We start from the raw sequence: 5,283 nt of genomic DNA on the forward strand, positions 1-5,283 counted from the left end.
ACCACGAGCCCTTGCCCTTCAGGTGCGTGCAGAAGCGCACCTCGTGGTCGTCCACGGCGAAGTGCACCACGCAGCGGCCGAACTCGAAGAGCTTCTCGCGTGGGTCGCGGTCGCGCTGGTACTGCTGGACGGCATCCTCCACCGTCTGCTTGGTCAGGCTGTTCTTCAGCTCGAACGTCGCGACCGGCAGGCCGTTGATGAACAGCCCCAGATCGAGCGCGCGCTCCATCTCGTCGCGGCTGTAGCGGAGCTGCCGCGTGACGCTGAAGCGGTTGGCCGCGTGCTGCTGCGCCGCCTTGGCGTTGCCCGGTGACGGCGTGCCGAAGAACACGTCGATGTGATGCGGCCCGTGCTTGAGCCCGTGGCGCAGCACGTCGATGGTGCCGCGCTTGCTCACCTCGCCTTGCAGCCGAGCCAGGAACTTGCGTCGTGTCGGCCCGTCCTGACCGAGATCGAGCGCCTCGCAGACCTCCGGCTGCGTCTCGCGCAGGAAGGCCGCAAGCTGCGCCAGGTCCACGCAGTACTCGCGGTCGTAGTCGTCCGCCGCGCCGCAGATCCAGCCGGCCGCGTAGGTCGCCGGGCGCTGCTGCACCCTGTTGGCCGGCGCGCCCGGATCGCACGGCGCGCCGGTCAGCGCCGTGCAGATCAGGCGTTCGAGGCCGCACTCGCTGGTGTCGCTCGTCGTCATGGCTGCTCGCCGCCCACGAGCAGATGCATCACGATGCGCACCAGCACGTCCTTCTCCTGCGGCCGGCTCTCGGCGATCATCAGCGTCAGCGCCACCAGCGCGCCGTCGGAAATGCGCGGCGTGCCGTCGGGGTGGCGCAGCGCGCCGTTGCGCTCGAGGAACCACAGGAACAGCGCCGCGGCGATGCGCTTGTTGCCATCGACGAAGGCATGGTTCTTCACCAGCAGGTACAGCAGCTGGGCCGCCTTCTCCTCCAGGCTCGGATACAGCTCCTCGCCGGCGAAGGTCTGCATCACCGCGCCGAGCGCGCTGGCCAGCCCCTGGTCCTTCTCGACGCCGAACAGCGCCGAGCCGCCGAAGCGCTCGCGCAGCCGGCCGACGATGCGCAAGGCCTCGTCATGGTGAAGCTCATGGGTCGTCGTGGCGCCGGCGGCGGGCTTCGAGACGCGCTGGTGGTCGTAGTCGTCCAGCAGTTCCAGCGCGCGGTTGTACTCGCCGACGATCGCCAGCAGCGCCTGGGCTTCGTCGCCCGACAGCTCGCGCCGCCGGGCCGTGGCGGCCACCAGCCGCACGGCCTGGTTCAGGTCGCGCAGCCGCGCGGCGTTGACCGAATAACCCTTGACCAGATGGTCGCGCAGCACGTTCGTGGCCCAGATGCGGAACTGCGTCCCGCGTCGCGAGCTCACGCGATAGCCCACCGAGATGACGGCGTCCAGGTTGTAAACGCGCGCCCGGCGGCGTACCCGGCGCCGGCCCTCGGTTTGAACCACCGAGGATTCCTCGGTGGTTGCGGCTTCGTCCAGCTCGCCCTCGGCGTAGATGTTGCGCAGGTGCAGGCCGATCGTGTCGGAGTCCTTGTCGAACAGCAGCGCCATCTGGCGCTGGCTCAGCCACAAGGTCTCGTGTTCCAGACGAAGCCGCAGCTCGACGCTGCCGTCCGCGGCCTGGTAGAGGACCAGTTCGCCGCGGGAGGCGTCGTCGGGCTCGGCGGTCATGCTTCGGCATCCTCGGGCTCGCCATCGCCGTCGTCGGCGTCGACCTCTTCCGTCTCGCTCTCGGCCTCGGTGTCGTCGAGCGGCTTGAGGTCTTCGGCTTCATGCGGCAGTCGCGCGGCCGCCTCGCGCACGTCGAGCTTACCGGTGACGACGTCGGCGATCAGGCGGGTGCGGTATTCGCCGAGGAGGTCGATTTCGCGACCAGTAGAGACAATCGCCCGTTCGGAGCTTGCCGTGGCCTCGTCCAAGTAGGCGACGATTGCAGCTTGCTCACCAGGAGGAGGCCAACCGACGCAAATTCCGCCTACGGTATCGGTGTTCAGATTGAGCTGAGTCCCGAGCTTTCCAAGCCGACCGAAAGGAGCGCCGCATGAGAAGATGCGGCACAAGAATTCAGCGTTCCCGCGAAATTGTGGAAAGTAGACGAAGCCGTCGTGAATGCAGCACTTGATCTTGGAGATCATCGGCTTTCCAACTGATCCAGCAATGCTCAAGAACAATGCGCCGGGTTCCAGCCGCACACTCAACGAGTCTCCCAGCGAGGACAGTCGTTGGGTGGTTTTCTCAAGATACCTGCTGCTAGCTGATACGTCTGCGATGCGGACCCATGCATATTCGCCGGCCTCGTCAAAGTACTTCGGGTCTGCAATCGGCCGCGGAGACGCGCCACGTTTGACCAAGGAAAGGCTCTTCACCCTCCTAACCTCCCAATGCTCCGGCACATCCCCCAGCCACTCCACGCCGGAGGGCTTGAGGCGGACGCTGGGGTCGAGGCCGCGGGTGACGGCGCTGTGGATGATGGCCTGCTTCTGCTCCTCCAGCAGCTTGATCAGCTTCTGCTTGGCGCGGATGTACCGCCGAATCCGCCGGTCCGCGTGGTCGAGAAAGCGGACGATGGCGGCTTGTTCGGGGAGGTGTGGGACCGCGATATGAAATGATCCAAGTCGCGTCTCAGCAATCGCCGGGTAGGCGATCCCGACAGAATCTGCCGTGACTCGATCAGTGAATGAGCTGCTTTGAGCGACGTAACTTAGAAACTTAGGCAGCGTATCGCGATCGGGGGAGAGCACAGCAAAACCCGTAGAGCAAACAAGATCGTCGGCCTCTCCTTCAACGAAATAGACTGCCTTTAGATAGGTCCGGACAGTCGAGACGATCGTGTCGCCGTTGCGAACGACACGGCGCGCTCGGGAAGGTGCCGTGCCAAACCGGAGTCGCTGTGGCTTCTGCGTCAGCACGCCAGTACCGACCGAACCAATGTCCAGATACCGGAACTGGTGATCTGGCGCAGTTGTTTCAGGCAACACCTCAGCATTCATCCTTACCCAGCGCTTGAGTGGTCGAGTTCCCCAATGCTCCGGCACATCCCCCAGCCACGGCACGCCGGAGTCCTTCATCGTGGGATAGGGCTTGAGTTCAATCATCAGGCATCCGCATCGGCTTGGTACTGCCAACCTCGTGCCTGAGCCAATCCCCGGAGCTGTTTTGCCTTCTTCTCGATCTGCGTATTGGTCAGCTCGCCGAAGCCAATGACCGCGTGCTCGGGAAACGGCTCGGGGTCGGGCCTGGCATCAAGGTGCAGCGATCGGCATTCGGCGACGCTGACACCGAGGACGCCGACCGACGCGAATCCCAAGGCCTCCGTGTAGTGCCGCCAGGAATCGAACGCAGTGATCTGGTCGCCGTCGTAGACCGACAGTTGCTTTTGATCCTTCGGGGTCGGCTTGAAGACCTGCGATGTCACGCGGCCCGATTGGATCCAAGCCGGGGTGACTTGCCGGAGCAGCACGGTGTCCGCGTTCATGCGGCACCTCCGGCGAGGCGCCGAAGTTCCGCGACAAGCCATTTCCATCCGTCTGACTCATCGAGACGCACGACACGCGAAGCCTCTTCTTCTGTCGGAAGATCCAAAGTGTGCCAGTGTGCGGCATGAGCGAACAAGTCGATCTCCAGTGAGACTTCGGTCTTTCCTAAAGTCCACTCCATCTGAATCCCGCCCTCGGGCGTCGGGTAGAGGTAAGGCAAGACAAGATCGTCCGGGTAGTGAGTGGCGAAAGACCGGGACAGCCACTCCAGACCCTCCTTGGGTGGCGAGACGCCTTTGCCTTCGATCCAGCCGTCCTTCAACAGAAAGATTTCCTCCAGTCGAGCCGGGACATCCAAAGGATCCAGCAGACTTACGTGTTCTACGGAATCGAGGCCGAGCAGTCGCTCGGAGCGATTGAAGCGCCCGATCCCTTGGAGCATGACGCGGATCGCCGCCTTGTAGCCATTGAAGGCTTCGAGAATCGTGTCCAGATGCTGAGTCGCCAAGGGTGACTTGACCTTCCTGCCATCGGGCAACTGAATCTCGAAAGTCATGTCCGCTTGGTCGATTTCGGGAACGTATCCCCGGATCGTCACCTCCTCGGTGAGTTCCTTCACGTTGGCAGAAGCAAGCAGTAGTTTCCGGCGTGTTTCCTTCGTCAGCCGCGCTACCCCCTGTCCATCGGGCACTTCGAACTCCATGGCTTCGCCATCCCGCAGGCTGCGCCCGATCCTATCGAAGTACCCAAGCGCCCTTTCCGGCAAGTACTCGGTTACCGCTCGCTGGTGTTCTGCGGCACTGATGGCGCGGACGACCGAGTCGCGCGCGCGCTCGAAGTAGAGCTGGCTATCAGTTGGAAACAGCGTGGCACTCGTAACGATCAGACTGATGACCGGTATGGCGCTGCCATCCTCGATACCGGTGAGCTTCAATTCGATGCCTTCGGTAAAACCCCTCGGCGAGCGCTTGCGATCAGGATGATCTGTCAGGAAGGCTGACTTCGCGATCTCGACGATCATCTCCTCGAAAACCGCCAGGTCCTTCAGGAACTCCAGCGGTATCGCACGCCGGTCGAATCGTACCCCCGTCAAACGCGGGCGCAAGAATGGTGTTGTGGTCATTGCGCTCCTCCAATGATTTCACCCAGCAACCCGTCCGTTTCCTTCTCCAGCGCCAGGATGTCGCCCCGGATCTCGTCCAGCGTGCGCAGCGGCTGCGGCTTCCAGAAGTAACGGGTGAAGCTGGTCTCGTAGCCAGTCCTGACGCTGTCCGGCACGTACCAGGCGTCGGGAGCGTGCGGCAGCACTTCGCGCCTCGGGACGGTCTTGATGCCGCCATCTTCGAACAGCGGCACGCCCGGGTCCTTTGCCGTAGGATTTGGTTGCATCACCCGCCTCTCCTGGTTTCCCGCGCGAGGCGGGCGCGGCCCTTGTCGGTGAGACGGTATTTCTGGAGCCGGCTCGTGGGCTTGCTGGGAATGGTCATCTCGATCAGGCCGGCTTCGAGCGCGGGCAGGAGGTAGGCCTTGCGGAAGTGTTCATCGTCCTTCAGCCCCAGTGCCTGCTGGAGTTGCTGGCGGGACATCTCGCCGCGCAGGGCAAGCGCCAGGGGGACTTCCGGGGTGACTTCCGGGGTAACTTCCGGGGTGACTTCCGGGGTAACTTCGGGGGCGACGATCTCCAGTCCGCGCAGCGGGCGCCGTTCGAGGGTGGTGGCGAAGCCGTCCCGCAGGCTGAACTGCGGTTCGGGCAATCCGGCCTCGCGGCAGCGGGCGATCATGTCGCCGGTGCCGG

The 5,283-nt window shown here is 63.8% G+C and carries 6 protein-coding genes and 1 pseudogene; all 7 read right to left on the bottom strand.

Features of this window, described 5'->3' with window-relative positions:
* On the bottom strand, positions 1-688 hold a 688-nt coding region (locus tag NFW05_RS04010), incomplete at its 3' end, for a type I restriction endonuclease (protein ID WP_295302949.1).
* Positions 685-1,683 carry a virulence protein RhuM/Fic/DOC family protein gene (locus tag NFW05_RS04015; protein WP_295302950.1) on the bottom strand — a complete coding sequence of 333 codons (999 nt, stop codon included), beginning with the start codon at positions 1,681-1,683 and terminating at the stop codon, positions 685-687. The genes NFW05_RS04015 and NFW05_RS04010, both read right to left, overlap by 4 nt.
* Positions 1,680-3,107, bottom strand: a complete 1,428-nt coding sequence (locus NFW05_RS04020; RefSeq protein WP_295302951.1) for a restriction endonuclease subunit S — start codon at positions 3,105-3,107, stop codon at positions 1,680-1,682. Before NFW05_RS04020 ends, NFW05_RS04015 begins: the two co-directional genes overlap by 4 nt.
* Positions 3,107-3,487 (bottom strand): hypothetical protein, encoded by a 381-nt coding sequence (locus tag NFW05_RS04025; RefSeq protein ID WP_295302952.1) that lies wholly within the window; start codon positions 3,485-3,487, stop codon positions 3,107-3,109. The genes NFW05_RS04020 and NFW05_RS04025 overlap by 1 nt, the downstream gene beginning before the upstream one ends.
* A complete protein-coding gene (locus NFW05_RS04030) occupies positions 3,484-4,611 on the bottom strand; it encodes a hypothetical protein (RefSeq protein WP_295302953.1) in 1,128 nt (375 codons plus the stop codon). Before NFW05_RS04030 ends, NFW05_RS04025 begins: the two co-directional genes overlap by 4 nt.
* Positions 4,608-4,844 (bottom strand): annotated as a pseudogene (locus tag NFW05_RS04035) (SAM-dependent DNA methyltransferase); the annotation flags it as partial. The pseudogene NFW05_RS04035 and the gene NFW05_RS04030, both read right to left, overlap by 4 nt.
* Positions 4,845-4,876: 32 nt before the next feature.
* A partial coding sequence (locus NFW05_RS04040) for a Fic family protein (protein WP_366918260.1) occupies positions 4,877-5,283 on the bottom strand: 407 nt, incomplete at its 5' end.

It is taken from the genome of Accumulibacter sp., from assembly GCF_023806625.1.
Lineage (GTDB): Bacteria > Pseudomonadota > Gammaproteobacteria > Burkholderiales > Rhodocyclaceae > Accumulibacter.

Excerpts from the sequence above, each read along its gene's own strand:
- NFW05_RS04020 (WP_295302951.1), bottom strand. The coding sequence starts at position 3,107 with ATGATTGAACTCAAGCCCTATCCCACGATGAAGGACTCCGGCGTGCCG.
- NFW05_RS04015 (WP_295302950.1), bottom strand. The coding sequence starts at position 1,683 with ATGACCGCCGAGCCCGACGACGCCTCCCGCGGCGAACTGGTCCTCTAC.
- NFW05_RS04030 (WP_295302953.1), bottom strand. The coding sequence starts at position 4,611 with ATGACCACAACACCATTCTTGCGCCCGCGTTTGACGGGGGTACGATTC.
- NFW05_RS04025 (WP_295302952.1), bottom strand. The coding sequence starts at position 3,487 with ATGAACGCGGACACCGTGCTGCTCCGGCAAGTCACCCCGGCTTGGATC.